This is a genomic window from Pseudomonas baetica (assembly GCF_002813455.1).
Classification (GTDB): domain Bacteria; phylum Pseudomonadota; class Gammaproteobacteria; order Pseudomonadales; family Pseudomonadaceae; genus Aquipseudomonas; species Aquipseudomonas baetica.
The window spans coordinates 1,706,913-1,724,928 of sequence record NZ_PHHE01000001.1 but is presented as its reverse complement, the minus strand read 5'-3'; the positions used below and the strand labels follow the sequence as shown (position 1 = coordinate 1,724,928).

General features: G+C 58.8%; 15 protein-coding genes and 1 pseudogene. 6 read left to right on the top strand and 10 right to left on the bottom strand.

What is annotated here, in order from left to right; genetic code table 11:
• Positions 1–54: 54 nt before the first annotated feature.
• The 7 genes from gspF to gspG are packed head-to-tail and all read right to left on the bottom strand — an operon-like array spanning position 55 to position 8,192.
• Entirely contained in the window at positions 55–1,266 is a 1,212-nt protein-coding gene (gene gspF, locus ATI02_RS08005) for a type II secretion system inner membrane protein GspF (RefSeq protein ID WP_100845965.1), read from the bottom strand.
• A complete protein-coding gene (gspE, locus tag ATI02_RS08000) occupies positions 1,266–2,672 on the bottom strand; it encodes a type II secretion system ATPase GspE (protein WP_100845964.1) in 1,407 nt (468 codons plus the stop codon). The genes gspF and gspE overlap by 1 nt, the downstream gene beginning before the upstream one ends.
• Complete coding sequence (gene gspD / locus ATI02_RS07995; RefSeq protein WP_100845963.1) at positions 2,669–5,047, bottom strand: type II secretion system secretin GspD; 2,379 nt, start codon at positions 5,045–5,047, stop codon at positions 2,669–2,671. The genes gspE and gspD overlap by 4 nt, the downstream gene beginning before the upstream one ends.
• Positions 5,044–5,592, bottom strand: a complete 549-nt coding sequence (gene gspM / locus ATI02_RS07990; RefSeq protein WP_100845962.1) for a type II secretion system protein M — start codon at positions 5,590–5,592, stop codon at positions 5,044–5,046. The genes gspD and gspM overlap by 4 nt, the downstream gene beginning before the upstream one ends.
• A complete protein-coding gene (gene gspL / locus ATI02_RS07985) occupies positions 5,585–6,772 on the bottom strand; it encodes a type II secretion system protein GspL (protein WP_100845961.1) in 1,188 nt (395 codons plus the stop codon). The genes gspM and gspL overlap by 8 nt, the downstream gene beginning before the upstream one ends.
• On the bottom strand, positions 6,769–7,725 hold the full coding sequence (gspK, locus tag ATI02_RS07980) for a type II secretion system minor pseudopilin GspK (RefSeq protein WP_100845960.1): 957 nt from the start codon (positions 7,723–7,725) through the stop codon (positions 6,769–6,771). Before gspK ends, gspL begins: the two co-directional genes overlap by 4 nt.
• Positions 7,726–7,733: 8 nt before the next feature.
• Positions 7,734–8,192, bottom strand: coding sequence for a type II secretion system major pseudopilin GspG (gene gspG, locus ATI02_RS07975; protein ID WP_100845959.1), 459 nt, complete (start codon positions 8,190–8,192; stop codon positions 7,734–7,736).
• Positions 8,193–8,339: 147 nt separating this feature from the next.
• Here gspG and gspI point away from each other — a divergent pair, with 147 nt between their 5' ends.
• The 4 genes from gspI (at position 8,340) to ATI02_RS07950 (ending at position 12,123) form a co-directional block, all read left to right on the top strand.
• On the top strand, positions 8,340–8,675 hold the full coding sequence (gspI, locus tag ATI02_RS07970; protein ID WP_100845958.1) for a type II secretion system minor pseudopilin GspI: 336 nt from the start codon (positions 8,340–8,342) through the stop codon (positions 8,673–8,675).
• 20 nt (positions 8,676–8,695) lie between these two features.
• Positions 8,696–9,943, top strand: a complete 1,248-nt coding sequence (locus tag ATI02_RS07965; RefSeq protein WP_095191982.1) for an IS256 family transposase — start codon at positions 8,696–8,698, stop codon at positions 9,941–9,943.
• A 664-nt stretch (positions 9,944–10,607) separates the two neighbouring features.
• Positions 10,608–11,744, top strand: a complete 1,137-nt coding sequence (locus tag ATI02_RS07955; protein WP_100845957.1) for a polymorphic toxin type 44 domain-containing protein — start codon at positions 10,608–10,610, stop codon at positions 11,742–11,744.
• Positions 11,731–12,123 (top strand): hypothetical protein, encoded by a 393-nt coding sequence (locus ATI02_RS07950; protein WP_100845956.1) that lies wholly within the window; start codon positions 11,731–11,733, stop codon positions 12,121–12,123. The genes ATI02_RS07955 and ATI02_RS07950 overlap by 14 nt, the downstream gene beginning before the upstream one ends.
• Before the next feature lie 224 nt (positions 12,124–12,347).
• Here ATI02_RS07950 and ATI02_RS07945 read toward each other — a convergent pair.
• Positions 12,348–12,708, bottom strand: a pseudogene (locus tag ATI02_RS07945) (DUF6124 family protein).
• Positions 12,709–13,288: 580 nt separating this feature from the next.
• Here ATI02_RS07945 and ATI02_RS07940 point away from each other — a divergent pair.
• Positions 13,289–14,821, top strand: a complete 1,533-nt coding sequence (locus ATI02_RS07940) for a hypothetical protein (RefSeq protein ID WP_100845955.1) — start codon at positions 13,289–13,291, stop codon at positions 14,819–14,821.
• A gap of 136 nt (positions 14,822–14,957) precedes the next feature.
• Positions 14,958–15,335, top strand: coding sequence for a hypothetical protein (locus tag ATI02_RS07935; protein WP_100845954.1), 378 nt, complete (start codon positions 14,958–14,960; stop codon positions 15,333–15,335).
• Between the two features lie 169 nt (positions 15,336–15,504).
• Here ATI02_RS07935 and ATI02_RS07930 read toward each other — a convergent pair whose 3' ends face one another.
• A complete protein-coding gene (locus ATI02_RS07930; protein ID WP_099758868.1) occupies positions 15,505–15,864 on the bottom strand; it encodes a DUF6124 family protein in 360 nt (119 codons plus the stop codon).
• A 675-nt stretch (positions 15,865–16,539) separates the two neighbouring features.
• Positions 16,540–17,913 (bottom strand): transposase, encoded by a 1,374-nt coding sequence (locus ATI02_RS07925; protein WP_100845584.1) that lies wholly within the window; start codon positions 17,911–17,913, stop codon positions 16,540–16,542.
• Positions 17,914–18,016 lie beyond the last annotated feature (103 nt).

Sequence of the window (18,016 nt, the reverse complement as noted above, 5' to 3'; positions counted from 1 at the left end):
GAGCCTGCTCGCGAAGAGGCCAGCCCAGACACCACCAAGGCATCAGGCATATCACTACTGCACCAACTGGTTGATCTCAATGATCGGCAACAACACCGCCATCACAATCACCAGCACCACCCCACCCATCACCACAATCATCAAGGGTTCAAGCAGCGCGGTCATGCCCATTGCCCGGCGCTCGATATCCCGAGACAAGGTCTGCGCCGCGCGCTCAAGCATCGGCGGCAGCGAGCCGGTTTTCTCGCCACTGGCGATCAAATGGATCAGCACCGGCGGGAACACGTTTTCCACCCGTAGTGCAGCGGCGAGGTTGACGCCTTCACGCACCTTGGCCGTGGCTTCAGTGACGCTCAAACTCAAGCGGTCGTTGGACAGCGTCTGCCGCGCCGCCTCCAGCGCGCGCAACAACGGCACCCCGGCGCCGCCAAGAATCGCCAGCGTCGAGGCGAAACGTGCGGTGTTCAGCCCCAGAATGAACCGCCCGAACAGCGGCAACTTCAACACCCTATGATGCCAACTCAAACGCGCCGCCGGATTACGCAAGTAAAGCCGCCAACTCCAGAAAGCCCCGGCGATGATCGCCGCGCACAGCCAGCCCCAAGCGCGAATGAAATCACTGGCGGTGAGCATCGCCAGGGTCAGCCCCGGCAAATCCTGCCGCGCCTGAGAAAACGCACTGACCACCTGCGGCACCACGTAGCTGAGCAGGAAAATCACAATGCCGATCGACACCAGACCAACCACACCCGGATAGATAAACGCCGTGAGAATCTTGCCGCGCAGGTTGTTGCGCTCCTCGATGTAATCGGCCAGCCGTTCCATCACCTGCGCCAGATCGCCGGACTCTTCCCCCGCCGCAATCAACGCGCGGTAGATCTCGGGAAAATCCCGTGGCCGCGCCGCCAGCGATTCGGCCAGACGCATGCCGCTGCGCACGTCGGCGCGCACGGCGCTGAGGGTGTGGGCGATGTGCTTCTTCTCGGCCTGTTCGACCGTGGCACTCAGCGCCGCTTCCAACGGCAGACTCGCGCCCAACAGACTCGCCAATTGCCGCGTGGCCCAGGCCAGATCGTTGTCCGAGAGCTTCGCGCTGAACAGTCCACCACCGCCGTGTTGGGCGACATTGCTTTCCTTGTGCACCGACAGTGCGGTCAACCCGCGCCCGCGTAATGTTGTGAAAGCGGCGCTTTGACTGTCCGCCTCAAGGTGCCCGGATTCGATCTTGCCAGTGGCATCAGCAGCTTCAAAACGATAGCGATTCATCAGGCGTCCCGTGTCACACGCAAGATTTCTTCAGGGGCCGTGGCGCCGCTGCGAATCCAGCGCTCGCCGTCCTCACGCAGGCTGAACATCCCGGCTTTGGCCGCTGAGGCGCGCAAGGCCTGCTCCCCTGCCCCTTGATGGATCAGGGTGCGGATGTCGTCGTCGATGCAGAACAATTCGTGTATGCCGGTGCGGCCGCTGTAGCCGGTTTGATTGCACGCTGCACAACCGACCGGGCGCCAGGTGCCGGGGGCTGCCGGGTCTTCTTGCTTGCACTGATTGCACAGGCGTCGCACCAAGCGCTGCGCCAAAACGCCGAGCATTGAAGACGCCAACAGAAACGGTTCGACGCCCATGTCGATCAAGCGGTTGACCGCCGACACCGCGTCGTTGGTGTGCAAGGTTGCCAATACCAAATGCCCGGTCAGCGAGGCCTGCACGGCGATTTGCGCGGTTTCGAGATCGCGGATTTCGCCGATCATGATGATGTCCGGGTCCTGGCGCAGAATCGCTCGCAGCGCGAGGGCGAAGGTCATGTCGATTTTGGCGTTGACCTGAATCTGGCTGATGCCCGGCAGGTCGTATTCCACCGGATCTTCAACGGTGAGGATGTTGCTGGTGCTCGCGTCCAGCCGCGCCAGCGCCGCGTAGAGGCTGGTGGTCTTGCCGCTGCCCGTGGGGCCGGTGACCAGCACGATGCCGTGGGGCTGGCGGATCAGGTGATCGAGTTTGGCCAGCACCTGCGCGTCCATGCCCAACGTTTCCAGATGCAAGCGCCCGGCCTGCTTGTCGAGCAGACGCATCACCACCCGTTCGCCATGGCCGGTGGGCACGGTCGAGACACGAATATCGATCGGCCGACCCGCGACGCGCAAGGCAATGCGACCGTCCTGCGGCAGGCGTTTTTCGGCGATGTCGAGTTGCGCCATGATCTTGATCCGCGACACCAGCGCACCGTGCAACGCCTTGCGCGGCGAGACCACATCGCGCAGTGTGCCGTCGACGCGGTAGCGCACCACCGAATGGGTTTCGAACGGTTCGATATGAATGTCGCTGGCCTCGTCGCGGGCGGCCTGGGTCAGCAAGGCGTTGATCATGCGGATCACCGGCGCGCCGTCCTGGGTGTCGAGCAGGTCGGTGATTTCCGGCATGTCCTGCATGAGTCGGTCGAGGTCGACTTCGTTTTCTGCCGCACCGACCACGGCCGCGGCGCTGCCGGTGTCGGCGTAAGCGCTGGCGAGCAAGCCATCAAGTTCATCGTCGCGCACGCGCTGTATCGTGCTCGCGCCGAACTGCCGCCGCGCCTCACTGATCGACCACCCCGGCGTTGATGGGCACACCGTCAGCACGCCATCGCACAAAAGAATGCGCTGCGCCTTGGCCCAGGCGTAAGGCAAAAGACTCACAGACGCGGGCCTCCCTCAATCGGAACGGCTTTGATGGTCGCACGGGGGCCCGAAGCCGGAACCGAACTTGGAACCCCCTGCGCCGCCGTCGGCAACTGCGGCGCGTGCATATCCGGCATTGCCCAACTGCGCTCCGGTTGCAAACCACCCTGCGCCCGGCGCATGAAGTCGTAGCGGTTCAGCGTGATGCCGCGCCCCGCTTCGCTGTCGCGAATGATGTACGGGCGCAGGAACACCATCAGGTTGGTCTTGGTGATCGCCCGGCGTTCGTTGCGAAACAGCGCGCCAATCCCCGGTATCGTCGACAACCACGGCACCGCGTCATTGCTCTGGCTGTAGCCATCCTGCAGCAAGCCGCCGAGCACCATGATTTGTCCGTCGTCGAGCAAGATGCTGGTGTCGATCGCACGTTTGTTGGTAACGATGCCCGCCGCATTCGCGCTGGTGGACGCGCGTTCGTCGATGCTGCTGACTTCCTGATAGATATCGAGCTTGACCGTGCCGCCCTCGGAAATCTGTGGGCGCACGTTGAGCTTCAGCCCCACCTCTTCGCGGGTCACGGTCTGGAACGGGTTGTTGCTGGTGCCACCGCCGCCAGTGACGTAGCTGCCGCTGACAAACGGAATGGTCTGGCCGACAAAAATACTCGCTGCTTCGTTGTCCAGCGTCAGCAGGTTCGGCGTCGACAGCACGTTGGTGCCGCCCTTGCTCTTCAAGGCCCGGGCCAGCACCTTGAGGTCGAGAATCTTGCCGATGCCGGGAATGTCGACCGTGCCGTTGACGTAACCGAGGTTTAAACCTTGTGGCAGTACGTCGATGCTGGTCTTGCCGTTGACGTTGATCCCCGAACCACCCAGATTCGCCCCGCCGATCACGCCATTGCCGCCGAGGTTGCCGGTCTGCCACTGCACGCCGAATTCACTGGCATCGTCCTCACCAACTTCGACGATCAGGCTTTCAATCACCACTTGTGCGCGGCGTTGGTCGAGCAAGTCGATGACCTCGCGCAGGTTGCGGTACAGCGGTTCGGGCGCGGAAATCAGCAAGGTGTTGGTGGTCGCGTCAGCCTGAATCGTCACGCCGCCCGCGCTGAAGGCGACGTTTTGCTCGCTGGTCTGGGTGCCGCTGCTGCTGGTCGGGCTGCTGCCCTGCGCATAACTGCCGCCCGTGCTGCCGTTGCTGGAAGTAGTCGAGGTCGTACCGCTGGTTTGCGTGCCACTCTGAGCACTCGAACCAACATTATTACCGCTGCTGCCCATGGCACTGAGCACCGAACGCGCACTGTCACTGGTGCCGCTGTCACTCTCGCCCGTGAGCAAACCGCGTAACGCCTGCGCCAGTTTCGCCGCTTGCGCGTTACGCAGATACACCACATGCAGGTTGCTCGGATTGCTCTGCGCGTTGTCGAGTTTGTAGATCAGGTTGCGCGCCAACTCCGTGCGCTCGGGACTACCGGCACGGATGATGATGGTGTTGGAACGCGGATCACCAATCACGGCAATTTTTTGCGTCGGATCGTTGCCCGGCGCGTCGAGCAAATCGGCGACCATCGGTGCGATGTCGGCGGCGATACCGTTCTGGATCTGCACCACGTCGGTATCGATGGCGCTCTGCGTGTCGATGCCGGCGATCAACTGCGCAACACGATTGAGGTTCTCGGCGTAATCGGTGACGACAATGGTGTTGTTGCCAGGGTAGGCGTTGATCGGATTGTTCGGCGAGACGATCGGGCGCAGCACCGGAATCAGGTTCACCGCGTTCTCGTATTGCAGGCGGAACGTGCGGGTCAGCATGCCGTTACCGGCGGGTTTGTCAGCGCTGTAGATCGGCCCGCCAAGCAGTTTTGCATCAGCCTCCGGCACCACCTGGGCGACCCCACCGACATCGACCACGGCGAAACCCTGCATACGCAACGCCGACAGCAACATGTCGTAAGCCTGACGCGCCGGCACCTGCCCCTCTGAAACCAGCGTCATGTTGCCCTTGATCCGTGGATCGACGAGAAACTGCTGACCCGTCGAACGCGACAACGCGCGCACCACCGCTTGAATATCCGCCTCGACAAAATTCAGCGTGACCGGTTGCTCACCCAGCGGATTGCTCGGCAGCGTGGTCCCGCGTGCCGCGCCGCCGCCACGGCTGCGCTCGGTGATGTTGTGCAACTGCTTTGGCGCCGGTCTGGCTTGTGCCTGCGCCCGCTCGCGGTCGAGTACCGCATCGCCGCTGCGCTGAGTGTTGGCCAATGGCCGACCGAGTTCGCTGTCGACCAGCAACGGCGGCTGATTCTGCGGTGTGCTGGTGTTGCTGCACGCGCTCAACGCCATCAGCAGCATCGGCAGTGCCATGCGTGCCGGTTTGGATCCTGACCCCTTCATGAAGCTTCCTTAGCGCCCAGCGCCTGATCCATGCGAACGGTGCCTGACAAAGTGCCGGCAGTGACTTCGGTCGAAGCGTTTTCCACGCGTTGCAAACGGGCTTCGACCACTTGCAGAGAAAGTTGCGACGGCTGGCTCAGCAACCAGTCGAGTACCGCGTCGGCCGGCGCGGCGTCGAAGGTCAGTTGCCACGAAGCCGAATCCGCCGCCTGTAATTGATAGTGTCCGGCCAAACCACTGGCCTGCAGGGTTTGCTCCAGCGACTGGCCGACGCTTTGTCCGTCCGGGCGCACGCTGACCTCGCGCAGCAGCACTTCCAGCGCTTCGGTTTGCGCGCGCAGCTTCGGCGTTTCGCTTTGCCAATAGGTGATTTTTTTCAGCGGTGGCTGAATCAGCGCGACCCAGACCAACAGACCGAACAGCGCGATGGCCATCCCCGCAACCATGCGTTTCTCACGCAACGCCAGCGGCTGCCAACGCGCCTGCAACTGACGGTTGAAGCCCTGCCAGCGGGCGCGGTAAATCGCCAACGCAGCCTTATTCATCTTCTGCCTCGCTGCTGCTGTCTTCGGTTTCACTGGCGGTGGCTTCAGCGGCCGGGCGCAACGTCCAGCCCTCGTCGTCGGCCGTCGCGCTAATTCCGGCCTGGGCCAGGGCGCTTTGCCAATCCTTGTCATTGCCGCTGCGACGGGCGTCGGTCAGCAGGCTCAGTTGCAACGTGCCGTCGACATAGGCCAGACGCCCGACGCTACCGGCCATGAACGGCATGCCGGTGCCCGCCTGCAACACCAGGCGACTGAAGTTCTGCGCCGGATCGTCGACCGCGCCTTTTTGCCGCGCCGCCAATTGCTGGCGGGCCTGCTGCAGCGGATTGAGGATCACCGGCAACTCGGGGAAGGCCTGCTTCACCCGCAGATTCATTTGCGTCTTGAGTTGCTGACCCTGACTCGCTTCGCGCGCGGCATACAGATTCAAACCGATCACCCACACCGCCACGGCCAGCGCCGACAACCCTAGCGCCCGCCCCCAACCACGATGGTCAGTGACTTGTTGTTGCAGCACACCGTGCAAGCCCCAACCCGTTACCGGCCCGGTCCAGCGCTGCGCCTCGCTCATGGGCAGTTCGGCGCCCGGTGGCGGCGCAGTGCCTATCCAGTGCAGCGTTACGCCCGGCTCCCACAGCGTGTTGTCGACGCCCTCATCAAACAACGGTTGCACCCGCGCCGATTGCAGGCTTTCGCGCAGCAACAGATGGCCGTCCTGCACATACGCGACAAGGCCCGGCAGCACCGGCAAGCTGTACGCCGCCGGGTACAGACCGCGCAGGTTAAGGCCGGATTGCTTGAGTAACTGCGCAAGGTGCAACAGACGCTGACGTGGCGCCCACGCAATCTGCACCCGCCCCGCTTCGTCACGCGGACTGTGGGCGATGTGCATTTCGCTGCTGTCGCCGAGCATCAGCGCCTGCGCCGCACACTGCACCGCCGCTGCCGTTTTGTTGGCCGGCAGCGGCGGCAGATCGATACTCGCCAGCAGGCTGTCCGCTGGGTGCAGAAAACACAGCAGCGGCGGCAGTTTCGGCAACTGCCCCAACTGCGCCAACTGCGCCAACGTCAGCCAGTCTTCACGGCTGACCTGGCCCTGACGATCCAGCCAGGCGCAATTCACCGTGCTGTCCAGCTCCAGCTCCGCCAATGGCGGCAGCGCAACCCTTAGCTGAGTCATACGCCCACCCGCGACCAGATCACCTGCGGCAACCGGTCCTGGCTGCGATGCAACAACGCCTCAAGGCTGACCCGACGCTGCTCGCGCCGGGCTTCGCCACGCAGGCGAAACCAGTCACTGGTGATGCCGACCTTGACGCTGCTGACTTCCAGCTTCGGCATGCGCAAGCGGTTGACGAAATCGCCACGGTTGATGAACCAGCGCCCGGCGTCACGCTCATTGATCAACGCCTGCGCGCGCTCCAGCGACAGCCCCGGCACATACGCTGCCAGCACCGGTGCGGTGGCGGTATTGCCGTTGACCCAAGTGGTCGCGGGAATCACCGTGAGGTACGGCGCCAGTTTGCCGATCACCGCGTCATTGACGCCGTCAACACTGCGCAAATCATCGAGACTGCGCAGCATCGGCAACTTCGGATTTTGTGGTTTGCGCGAGGCATTGGGCGAAGTGGCGCGACCGCTGTCGAAGCCGTTGTTGTTCTCGGCCATTTGCGGATTCAACAGGCGCGGATACGACTCGATCACCCGCTGACGGATGCGCTGATTCAAACCGGCGCTGATCCCGATCAACTCGCACAAGCGCTGAAACGCCTGCACCTGCGCCTCATCAACACGCTCGTTGGCCACCAGATTGCGCAGGTTGAACTTGCCCTGCTCGTCCTCCAGCCGCCCCTCGAAACCCTGCGCCAGCAAGCGCTGCGCCCACGGCTGATCGAGCCGGGTCAGCGGATCGCGCTGACGTGCGTCCCACAGCAACTGACGGCTGATCTCCAACCCGCCCTGCACCACCCAACGCCCCTGCACCCGCTGCTGATCAGCCTCCAGCGCACGGGTCGACACGCTCTGGCGGGTCAACATGCCCGCCGCAATCACCGCCACCACGGCCGCAATCAGCAGCGCGCTGATGATCGCCATGCCTTGTTGCTTCGCCCCATCAGGCGAATGTCTGTTCATGGCCGGCCTTACAGCTGCCAGGAACCGATATCGGCATTCACGCCGTCGCCGTCCGGCTGACCGTCGGCACCGAGGGAGAAAATGTCGATCTCGCCATTGGCGCCCGGATTGAGGTACTGATAAGGGCGGCCCCACGGATCATTCGGCAGACGCTCCAGGTACGAACGCCAGTTGCTGTTCTTCGCATCCGCCGGCCGCTCCACCAGCACTTTCAAACTCTGGTTCATGCTCGGATAAGTGCCATGGTCGAGGCGATACAACTTCAAGGCCTGCATCAACCCGCCAATGTCCTGCTTCGCCGCCGTCGCCCGCGCCTGATCCGGACGATCGAGCACCTTGGGCACCACCATCGCCGCCAGAATCCCGAGAATCACCACAACCACCATAATCTCGATCAGGGTGAAACCCTGCTGGCCACGCGGCGTGCGCATCGGTTGCTGAAGCGATTTGAAAGGTGCGATATCCATCTCGACATACCCTGGCTTGATTCGATTCGACGCGCAGTGTTGCAAGAAGATATGTCAGTGATGTTGAAAATCCTCGGGTGTTTTCGTCGTCAAGCCGTCAAGGACGCGGGTTAGCGTCGAGGGCTGGGTTTTGGCTTTGGGCCATGTATGCGTGCGCGTTCGCGGGAAGAAGGTTTCACGTTGATTGAGGTGCTGGTGGCGCTGGCGATTATTGCCGTGGCGATGTCAGCGGCTGTGCGGGTGGCGGGGTTGATGACGCAGAGCAGCGGGGTTTTACGGGATCGGTCGGTGGCGATGATTGCGGCGCAGAGTCGGATGGCGGAGTTGCGGTTGGAAGGCAGGTTGCCGATGGGTATGAAAGCGCAGGAATGTGATCAGGGGCGGTTGTTGTTGCGCTGCGAACAGGTAATCGCAGCGGCAGAGAATGGTCGATTGCTGAAGATCGGCATCCGGGGGTGTCAGAAATTTTGTGTTCGGGCATAACATGAGTAAGAGGTGCATGTATGCCAACCAAAAAGAAACCCCTGCGTGACCTACCAAAAATCCCCAAGGAGCTGCTCGAAGAGTTCGGTGAGGGGCTGATTACCGCAGAGGCTATTGAAGACGCTTCTGCGGCCTTCAAGAAGGCCTTGATTGAGCGAGCATTGAGTGCCGAGCTCGGTCACCACCTGGGGTATCCGCCGGGCGCGCAGCGCCCAGAGGATGAAACCAACCAGCGCAATGGCAAAACGGGCAAGACGATTTTGACGGGGGATGGCCCGCTGCGGCTGGAGATTCCCCGTGATCGGGATGGCAGTTTTGCCCCCATTCTGATCCCCAAGCATGAGCGGCGTTACACCGGTTTTGATGACAAGATCATCGCCATGTATGCCCGAGGCATGACCGTTCGAGAAATCCGCGCTTTCCTCTCTGAGCAATACGGGACGGACGTTTCCCATGACTTCATCAGCTCAGTCACGCACGAGGTGATGGAGGAAATTGGTGCGTGGCAACAGCGACCGCTTGAGCCGATGTACCCAGTCATTTTCTTCGATGCGCTGCGGGTCAAGATCCGAGAAGAAGGCCTTGTCCGCAACAAGGCGATTTACTTGGCGCTGGGTGTTTTACCCGATGGAACGCGCGATATTCTTGGTATCTGGATCGAAAACACCGAGGGTGCGAAGTTCTGGATGAAGGTCTTCAACGACCTCAAGACCCGCGGCGTAGAGGACGTGCTGATCGCCGTGACTGACGGTCTCAAAGGCATGCCAGAGGCGCTAAGCGCAGTATTTCCGGCAACAACGCTGCAAACATGCATCGTCCACTTGATCCGCAACAGCCTCGATTACGCGGCGTGGGACAAGCGCCGTGAGCTGGCCAAGGCGCTAAAACCGATCTATCAAGCCATCAACGCAGAAGCGGCTGAGGAAGCACTGGATGCCTTTGAAAATGGCCCTTGGGGTAAGCAATACCCAACGGTGGTGGCGGCCTGGAGACGAGCCTGGGATCGAGTGATTCCATTTTTTGTCTTCCCGCCTGCCATTCGAAAAGTGATCTATACGACCAACGCTATCGAAAGCATCAACGCTCAGCTACGCAAGATCATCAAGACCCGGGGCCACTTCCCGACGGATGACGCAGCGACCAAGCTGATCTGGCTTGGGCTGCGTAACATCACGGCAAACTGGGGCTCGGCGGCTCATGACTGGAAGAGTGCGATGAACCAATTTGCGATTCTGTACGGAGATCGATTTATCAGGCCGACCTGGTAAAACCCGGCCTGCCTGACGGCAGGCCATTACCGGCCCGCACACAAAAAATCTGACACTCTCCGGCATCCAAGTATTCGACCGCAACCAGGATGCGCCGCCGTTGGCCAGGCTGGAGACTTTGATGTCCCGAACGGAAAGCCCCTCACCCTAGCCCTCCCGAAACGTCGGACCGCCCAGAGGTAGAGGGAACCGATTCGGGGATATTCGAGAGTTACACCGACTTGAACGTCTTTCGTTGAATCCAAAATCGCCAAGCTCACAAAGCCAAATCGAAGGCCCTTCACCAAAGCCATAATCGCTACGTTCCTTCACCGAACCATAATCGCCAGAATCTTCCAGGTCGACGTACCCCGCAAGACACCTCGGTCGGCCCCCTCTCCCTCCGGGAGAGGGCTGGGGTGAGGGCCGCGTCCACTCACGCAGCCTCCAGAATCACCAAAGCCATAACCGATAAGGCCCTTAACCAAAGCCATAATCGCCAAGGTCTTCTAGGTCGCCGTACCCCGCAAGACAACTCAGTCATAGAAAACAACTGACACGGAAAAGGGAGATTTTTCAACAAGGCTTTTAGGATTTGTCTTGCAGCCATTTTTTGAGCTTCCCGGTAAAGTCAGACTACCGCAGCCATAAGCTGGCACGCCTCGCAACGATTCAAGGACGATACATGATTGCTTCTGCACGACTGGGTGATAAACATGTCTGCCCTTTGCCCGGCCATGGCACTACCCCGATTGCCTCCGCCAGTGGCGACGTAAATATCAACTTTATGGGCTCCGCCCGCGTTGGTGATACATGTGGGTGTGGCGCTGTAATCACCACAGGTTTCTCATCGATTCAAGTGAATGGCCGTCCTATGGCCCACCTTGGCAGTCCTACCAGCCATGGTGGAACCATCATCACCGGTTCAGGCGATGTAGGTGGTGGTTTTGTCATGGGCGATGCTGGCGGTGCAACCATCATTAACTTCATGGCACTGGGAGCGTTCCGCCCAGATGGGACTGTGGACGATGAAAAGATGGCGACCTTGCTCGCTGATCCAAATTTGAAAGAGAAAGCTCTGGCGGCGAATGCCTTGGTAGATCCGCAAGCCAGTGCCGAAAAACCCGAAGCGAAGACAGTGCCGGAAGCACCTACTACGTGCAAAGACCCTGACATGATGGAGCAACTGGCCAATTACATCGCCGATGAGATGAACCGCAATATCAATGACCCAGCAGTCTTGGAAATGAAAGAATTAAACAGCTTCGATCCTGAGGCGGAAACCAAGAAATTCATGGAGCTTCCGCTCTACCTACGCCTAGGGCAGGCCCCCCAGTTTTACAGCATGGCACTTGGAAAAAAGGCGAAGGCTTTCGCCATCTGGACGAATAAGGTGGGACAGGGTCAGGATTGGGATCACAAGCCCAAATTGGCCAAACTATTTGGCGCACCTTGGCATAAACAGGGGCCGTATGACTTCTACTACGATATCTGGTCGAACATCCATTATGGGTACGTCGGCTTAGCCGGTGGACTCTCTGACAGCGTGCAGTTGGATGGCGCTGGAGTTGAGCAAATAGGATCAGACAGTTGGCGCTTCCTCAAAGACCCCAAGAGGTTTGATGGCCCACGAAGGACAGAAGGTGTCGAAGGGATGCGAGCATGGGACGATGCGCCTGATAGAGTGTCGATCAACCTCGGAATGGAACTCTACAAGGAATATCCGAACGGCGGTGTCACTGCACAAATCATCATGGACAAGGTGTTGGCCGTGCCAATTGCTGACTGGGGTACAGGGGTTCAAATACATGTCTGCAAGTGAAAATAGACCACGACGTATTGGCCGGTGGATAGGGCTATTTCTCATTGGTGCTGTGGCGTGCTGGTACATAGCTATACCGCGAGTTGTCGTTTACTACTCAAAAGACGGCACCAAGAACATTAATTACGTCCTGAACACACAGCACACCATCGTTCGCGGTGAACTGCTGCCGGGAAAAACAACGGGTGATGCGGGACATATCTTTCCTGACGATGAGTTCTTCATGCGTCTGGACTGGTGGAATGCAAAGGGCCAGAACCGTTGCATCAGCATTACTCCCCAGTGGCCGACAACGGAAATTCATATTGACCGTAACGGCGAGATTGACACCAGTGAAAGCAGTGGCACTGATGGAACGCGATTGAAGGTTTGCAAGTAGGATTTAGCCAAGCTATAGGTGGCTGCTTTCGGCCCAGAGTACGTAAAAACGGTTTCGCAAACCCTTGCTGTGATTTCTGAGGATGTTCATCGTTTCGAAACTTATCGCGACTGGAGAGCCAGCGCACTCCCACCTTGGAACACGCTCAAAGGTGGGAGCGAGCCTGCTCGCGAAGGCGCCAGAATGAACACCCGATCAATCACCAGGTGATCCCGACACCCGCATCACCCCGGCAATTGCAAATTATCCAACGCCCGATTCACCGCCAACTCCCCGAGCATGATCAACTGCGCAATCCCCCAACAACGCCCGACGCTGCGACGCCGGCACCAGACTGGCGACGTTCTGCGCAATGATTTGCGCCGAAGCAAGCGTTTCACTGGCATCAATCAGTAATTCTTCGTTTTTGTTGTCCGCAGTCACGGCATACATCCCACGTTTTTTACGTGGCGGCGGCGTGGAGTCGGGCGGACAGAGGTAATGGTCAAGCGCGCGGTCGGCGGCTTCGTGGAGTTTTCTGGAATCGATGGATTCGTAGGGAGACGTGCAGTTGGATTCGGGCGGGTTGGGTGTTGGTTTGATCATGGTAAAGCTCCTTGATGACTGGAGCCGCCACCGTTCGCGGTCAAACAAACTGGGTGGCAGCTGTACGCGGGTTGACCGACCGGACATCAAGGAATCCGGCACACCCGAAGGTGTCCCACGCACAGCCACCGCGACATGATTTCAGACAGTGCCTGAACACGTGCAGAACGCTGGCGCGCCTTGATATTGGGCGGACGGTCAAATCCGATCGCTGATTCGTCAGCGACCGCACCACAATAGAACCCGCCCCCCAAGGCACACAAGCCGGCGGATTCTGGCGTAGCTGTAGGCAAAGGCGCAAGGATATGTAGCCTGAGAGAGTGTCTGGAGATGTCTTTTTAAACGTTGGTGTTTATCGAGACAGCATTCCACCACTTGCCCCTAAATAGATCCCTCCCCTTATCCAAGGCGCCCGCTGTCGCGGGTCAGGTCTATTGCGACTTTAGTCACTGTCGAAAACGGGAAGTAATGCAGGTAGTATGCGGCGGCCTTGTGCCACTATTATCAAGGCCGCGCTACACCTTGATAGAGCTGCCCTACCCCCCTATTTTTCCCCGCGAACCTGGAACGGTGACACGCAATGGATGCAAGCATTCAGAAGATCGAACTCTACGGCCACGCCCTCGACACACCGCAGAGCAAGCTTGATACAAACCTGGTCAGGCAAGCATTCTCGACGATTGCCTCGACATGGTCGCGGAAAATCAATGGCGGCTTCTACGACCTGTTTTCCGACCTGGATAACCTCTACGAAGACGGTGACGATCTGGCACACGAGATCCGCATCCAGGCAATTGGTCAAAGTATCAAACTCACCGTGGCCCACGGGATCTACGATATCGACGAAGAACGTTTCTATGACGCCTTCATGGAGCGCTACGACTCGTGGGATGAAGACTTCGGCGTATTGGCCGAGCAATACGAGGCCATTGTCGAGCGCACTGCCGAGCAGGATGCGCATCGCACCAATCGCCGCCATGGCCGCCGCCAATGGGTAGGCTACGGCTCAGAGAAAGCGGTATACGATGCCGACGCGAAAAACCTCATGTCCAATATTGGTCATGGTGTATTTAACCTGATGGCCAAAGGGGTCAGCGCACTCGGCAACTCGTTCAAGAAAGACGAGATTTTCAAGAGCCCGGCAACGGTCAAGGCTTTTGCAGACGGTGCCAGCAATATCGTCAATGCGGCGTACCTCGCGACGCTCGACGCCATCAATGCCGACTCACCCGGAAAGTTGCATGGCTACTCGAAGGACGAGATCAGAAAGTCCCAAGCGATTACCGAGAACATTGAAAAAGGCCTGATCCCCGACGATGCCGTGCTGCCGTCGGCGATCAAGGCGATCAGTGCTTATCCCTACAACGAGCGCATCTACCCGATCCTGCTGCGCAAGTTCGGCGGTGATCAAGGGCGGCTGGATGATGTAGTGGAGTTTTTCGGCATGGGAGGCCTGCTCAAGGAAAAGCAAACGCTGATCCAGGAGCAAATGCGCCAGTGCGATCTGAGCACGGTGGAAAGTTTCAACGCCAGTCGTCCGGACATCGAACGCTATGCGCAATTCATCTGTTACGACCGTTTCGACGAACACTGTGAGCGAGTAATCGAGAAAATCGTGGCGCGCGAGACTCAGACAAGCTCGCCATCTGCCATATCCTCCACACTACCGGGCGCCGCAAAACACAGCGCCAGCGGGTTGACCGTAGCGATGGCCGCCGAGGGCTTCAGGTCCAATGCCGACCACAAGTTCTATGCAGCGCCGGACTTGCCGGCGAAGAAAATTTTGACATTCGAATCCAAAAACGCGCTGAACATTGCCAAGGACGAAGTGGTGTTCTACTTCGACGACACGGTGTTTGGTTCCGGCGACAAGGGCGTATTGGTTGATCTTGAGCGCGTGTATGCGTACTTGCCATTCAAGGAGTCGCACCGCGTGGCACTTGCTGATATCGCCGACGTTACCATCAGCGGTCTGATGAATAAAAAGCTGACGATTGCCAAGCGTGATGGAACCAAGCTGGATGTGCCACTGACCCAAAGCAACAAGGGCGCGACCAGCCTGTATGAGGCCATTCTTAAGCTGGTGCGGTTGAGAGAAACGGCGGGGAACTGATTTATCAGGTCTGCCGAAGTTCAAGGTCGGTGACATACCGGGCGCGATGCCGAAAGCAGCAATAAACTGATCCGCAACCTTACGCCGAGTATCCGAAGTGTCTGTCGTGCTGAAAATCGGAGATAGGAGCCATCAAATGAAGGCTTCAATCCTCGTACTTGTCGCGCTTTATTGCACGGGTATCAGCGCAGCGTTTGCCGATGCCTCACAGGCGCCAAACGACAAGCGCGGGCCAACAGGCATCGTCGCCGGTGAGCGTTTGGCTGCGGCCAAAGCCAAGCTAGTCAAACAAGGATGGAAGCCGACGCGGATGCATAGCAGCGACGGCTATGAGTACAGCGGCGTGGAGAAGGAGCTGGCTACACGCGAGTTCTTCGAACTGGATACCTGCTCGTTTGATAGCTCGCGCTGCGTCTTGTACTACGCGAAGACAGGAACTTGCCTACGCGTCGATATCATTGGTGAGCAATTCAATGACATGAGGGTGACGCGATGGACCCGCGAATGTCCTTAAGCGCCTCAATAACCACACGAAGACGGCACGGTAATAATCAACTGCTCCCACAGGTTCCAGCGTCGTACACAGCATCTGCCATCAGCATAAAACCCTGTGGGAGCGAGCTTGCTCGCGAAAGCGCCAGAATGAACACCCGATCAATCACCAGGTGATCCCGGCACCCGCATCACTCCGGCAATTGCAAATTATCCAGCGCCCGATTCACCGCCAACTCCCCGAGCATGATCAACTGCGCAATCCCCGCCAGCGCCTGGCGCTGCGATGCCGGCAACAGGCTGGAGACGTTCTGGGCGATGGTTTTGGCCGAAGCGAGTGTTGCACTGGCATCGACCAGCAGTTCTTCGGTTTTGTTGTCCGCCGTCACGGCGTACATCCCACGGTTTTTACGTGGCGGCGGCGTGGAGCCGGGCGGACAGAGGTAATGGTCGAGCGCGCGGTCGGCGGCTTCGTGGAGTTTTTTTGAATCGATGGATTCGTAGGGGGAAACCGAGGCGGTTTCGGGTGGGTTGGGTGTTGGTTTGATCATGGTGAAGCTCCAAATTTATACCTGGTGGAACCACCAACACCTGTCGCTAAACAAGTAAGGGTGGCAGCTGTACGCGGGTTAGCGAACCGAGAGGTATAAGACCCGGCAGACCCGAAGATCTCCCACGCACAGCCACCATATCGTCGTCGCAAACGTCTGCGACAAACTGGAGCGTCGTTGTACTTATACCTGGTCGGGTCGCTAAACCCGGTCGCTGGGTTGCCAGCGACACGTAGACGATAAAGACCAGGTACAAAGCGCACAAGCCGGCGGATTCTGGCGTAGCTGTAGGCAAAGGCGCAAGGGTGTGTAGCCTGAGAGAGTGTTTGGAGATGTCTTTTTAAACGTTGGTGTTTATCGAGGCCTCATTCTGTCATGTATTCACAACAGATCCGTCCCCTCATACCACGAAATAATTTCTAGGACGAACGCCCCATAAACGCGGCGGTCATTGCATGAGGCCTACCGAAGCAGGCTTTCCGAACGCCAGATCATCATCAGAGTCTGGTATCAGCTGATTCTGTTGAAAAAGTCGGATTTTCAAATGGCCTGAACTCAGGCACGACCACCACCGGAGAACCTACTCACCACATTGAGTGGTTTTTCGGCCCTTCGGTGACCTTTGCTGCTCTGTTATTGGGTTAATTTGAGGTTTTTTGCTTGGTGCAGGCGCACCTATCCCGTGACTGGTGGCCCTTGAGATGAAAATTTGGCCAGCCGTCGCAGGTTCTGCACCGCAGCGGCCAGCGTGAATTCATCCGTCGCGCCACTCATGCCACGTAGCCGCAGGCGATCCAATTTCAGGATGCGCTTGAGGTGGGCAAACAACATTTCGACCTTTTTACGTTCGTGGCGAGAGCGCTGATATGCCGGCGTTGCTGCAATGCGCCGAGCCACATCGCGAGCGGCTTCATGGACGCTGCGAGCGATCTTGCGGAACGCAGTGTTCGGGCAGCACTTGGCTTTCATCGGACACGTAGCGCAATCGGTCTGCCGGGATCGGAAGATGATGGTGTTGGCTTTGGTGACGTGTGAACGCTCGTTTTTGAAGGCTCGCCATTCGCTGCGCAATGGGTTGCCGGCTGGGCAGCGGTATTCCTCGGCCTCTTCATTCCAGTGGAAATCGTTACTCGAAAAGCTGTCGTTCTTGCGCTCAGTTTTGTCCCACACCGGCACATGCGGCTCGATGTCTTTTTCCTCCACCATCCAGGCCAGCATCGGCGCGGTACCGTAAGCGGTGTCGCCAATGAGGCGTTCCGGCTTGATGTCGAACAGCGCTTCGACCCGTTCGATCATCGTCTTGGTGCTCTCGACTTCTGCGGTTCGATGAGCCGGTGTGGGTTCCACATCCATGATCACGCCGTGCTCGGTATCGATCAGATAATTCGTGGAGTAAGCGTAGAAAGCTGGGCCGCCTGGAGCAGCGGTCCAACGGGCCTGAGGATCCGTCAGCGACAGGCGCTTCGGTAGCGTTTCGGCCAGAGCCTCTTCATCGAGCGCCTCAAGATACTCACGCACGGCGCGAGTGGTCAGGGATGGATCGCTCCAGTTGACCTGTTCATCTCCCGGTACGCCGCGCTGCCGACTCGCATCCGCCTTGATGATGCTGGCGTCCACGGCAAAGCCTTCACCTTTGACCAAGCCTGCGTCCATGCAACGACGCAGCACTTCATTGAACAACCAGCGAAACAGATCACTGTCCCGAAAACGGCCGTGTCGATTTTTGGAAAAGGTCGAGTGGTTGGGCACTTCATCTTCAAGGCTCAACCGGCAGAACCAGCGATACGCCAGGTTCAAATGGGCCTCTTCGCACAACCGTCGTTCGGAGCGGATGCCATAGCAGTAGCCGACGATCAGCATGCGGATCATCAGTTCAGGATCAATCGACGGACGTCCAATCGGGCTATAGAAATCGGCGAGGTAATGGCGCAGGTCACTCAGATCGAGACACTGATCAATGCTGCGCAGAAGATGATTGGCTGGGATGTGATCTTCAAGGTTGAACGAGTAAAACAGCCGCTCCTGCCCACTCGATAACTGTCCCATCATGCTCTGTGATCCCCCGCCGGCCAATGAAGCAATTTTGCCGCAGGTCAGACAGGGGAGCTACTTTTTCAACAGAATCAGCTAAAAGCGGCCGTTCAAAAAGTCT

Bases quoted from the DNA above. Each gene is read 5' to 3' on its own strand.
- gspF (WP_100845965.1), bottom strand. From the start codon at position 1,266: ATGAATCGCTATCGTTTTGAAGCTGCTGATGCCACTGGCAAGATCGAA.
- gspD (WP_100845963.1), bottom strand. From the start codon at position 5,047: ATGAAGGGGTCAGGATCCAAACCGGCACGCATGGCACTGCCGATGCTG.
- gspM (WP_100845962.1), bottom strand. From the start codon at position 5,592: ATGAATAAGGCTGCGTTGGCGATTTACCGCGCCCGCTGGCAGGGCTTC.
- gspL (WP_100845961.1), bottom strand. From the start codon at position 6,772: ATGACTCAGCTAAGGGTTGCGCTGCCGCCATTGGCGGAGCTGGAGCTG.
- gspK (WP_100845960.1), bottom strand. From the start codon at position 7,725: ATGAACAGACATTCGCCTGATGGGGCGAAGCAACAAGGCATGGCGATC.
- gspG (WP_100845959.1), bottom strand. From the start codon at position 8,192: ATGGATATCGCACCTTTCAAATCGCTTCAGCAACCGATGCGCACGCCG.
- gspI (WP_100845958.1), top strand. From the start codon at position 8,340: ATGCGTGCGCGTTCGCGGGAAGAAGGTTTCACGTTGATTGAGGTGCTG.
- ATI02_RS07965 (WP_095191982.1), top strand. From the start codon at position 8,696: ATGCCAACCAAAAAGAAACCCCTGCGTGACCTACCAAAAATCCCCAAG.
- ATI02_RS07955 (WP_100845957.1), top strand. From the start codon at position 10,608: ATGATTGCTTCTGCACGACTGGGTGATAAACATGTCTGCCCTTTGCCC.
- ATI02_RS07950 (WP_100845956.1), top strand. From the start codon at position 11,731: ATGTCTGCAAGTGAAAATAGACCACGACGTATTGGCCGGTGGATAGGG.
- ATI02_RS07940 (WP_100845955.1), top strand. From the start codon at position 13,289: ATGGATGCAAGCATTCAGAAGATCGAACTCTACGGCCACGCCCTCGAC.
- ATI02_RS07935 (WP_100845954.1), top strand. From the start codon at position 14,958: ATGAAGGCTTCAATCCTCGTACTTGTCGCGCTTTATTGCACGGGTATC.
- ATI02_RS07930 (WP_099758868.1), bottom strand. From the start codon at position 15,864: ATGATCAAACCAACACCCAACCCACCCGAAACCGCCTCGGTTTCCCCC.
- ATI02_RS07925 (WP_100845584.1), bottom strand. From the start codon at position 17,913: ATGATGGGACAGTTATCGAGTGGGCAGGAGCGGCTGTTTTACTCGTTC.